The organism is Xanthomonas sp. SHU 166 (genome assembly GCF_000364685.1).
GTDB lineage: Bacteria > Pseudomonadota > Gammaproteobacteria > Xanthomonadales > Xanthomonadaceae > Xanthomonas_A > Xanthomonas_A sontii.
Genome location: NZ_AQOJ01000966.1, coordinates 1 through 1,158, shown reverse-complemented (window position 1 = coordinate 1,158; position 1,158 = coordinate 1). Strand labels below are relative to the sequence as shown.

Below are 1,158 nucleotides of genomic sequence, written 5' to 3'. Positions count from 1 at the left end.
GCTGGTGCGCAGCAGCAGCTCGTGCACGCTGCGCGCGTCCAGTTGCGGGGCCAGTGCCAGCAGCAGCGCGACCACGCCGCTGACGTGGGCAGTGGCCATCGACGAGCCGGAAGTGAAGTCGTAGCCGCCGTTGGGCTGGGTGGTGAGGATGTCCTCGCCCGGCGCGCTGAGCACGCCCGCCGGCGCCGGGGCGGCGGCACTGCTGCGCACCACGATCACCCCGGGAATGCCGTCGGGAAACCCGTCCAGGCGGCCGTTGGGCGGCATCGCCGCGACCACGATGCGGCCCTCGCGCAGCAGCTGTTCCAAGAGCTTGCGCAGCAGCGGGTCGGCCGGGCCGCCGAGGCTGAGGTTGATGATGCGGGTGCGGGTGTCGCCGATCGCCGCCAGCGCCTTGGCCAGGGTGAAGGAGTTGCAGCCGGCGCCGGCGCCGGGGCGCTGCGGATACCAGCAGGCCTTGTACACGTCGAGCATCGCCTTCGGCGCGATGCCGACGATGCCCAGGTGGTTGTTGCTGCCGGCGGCGATGATGCCGGCGACCTCGGTGCCGTGGTGGTCGCGGTTGAACGCGCCCGGGTCGGCGGCGACCAGGTCGCGGGTGTTGCGCAGGCGCCCGCGCAGGTCCGGGTGCGCGGTGTCCACGCCGGTGTCGACGATCGCCACGTCCACGCCCTGGCCCTGGCTCAGCGCCTGCGCGGTGGCCGCGTTGGTGGCGGCGAAGCCGCGCTGCATGTCCACGTAGGGATCGTTGTAGCGCAGCGGCTGCGCCGGTGCGGCCGCAGCCTGGCTGTCGGTCGAATAGGTGCCGAAGTCCTGCAGCGGCTGCGACAGCGCCACCCGGTCGTCCTTGGCCAGTTGCGCCAGCAGCGCGGCGCGGTCGCTGCCCGGCGCCGGCTCCAGCACCACGCAGTACAGCCCCAGCGCCTTGATCGGCCAGCCGGCGACCTGGCGCAGGCCGTAGCGCTTGTTCAGCGCGTCCAGGGTGGCGACCGCCTGGGTGCCGGCGCCGTAGTAGCGGGCAGAGGCGTAGCCGAGCAGGTTGGAGCCGGCGTGGCGGCTCGGCGCGGCCATCGGGTTGGCCACGGCGAGGACGATCTGGCGCTGGCTGTCCAGCGCCGGCGACGGATCCAGGCTGGGCGCCTTGGCGTTCGTCGCGGG

Annotated in this window: 1 protein-coding gene; it reads right to left on the bottom strand. The window is 73.7% G+C overall.

The window, feature by feature from the left end; translation table 11 throughout:
- Window positions 1-1,158: S8 family serine peptidase (locus tag D180_RS21615; protein WP_017914414.1), on the bottom strand; the 1,158-nt coding region annotated here is incomplete at both ends.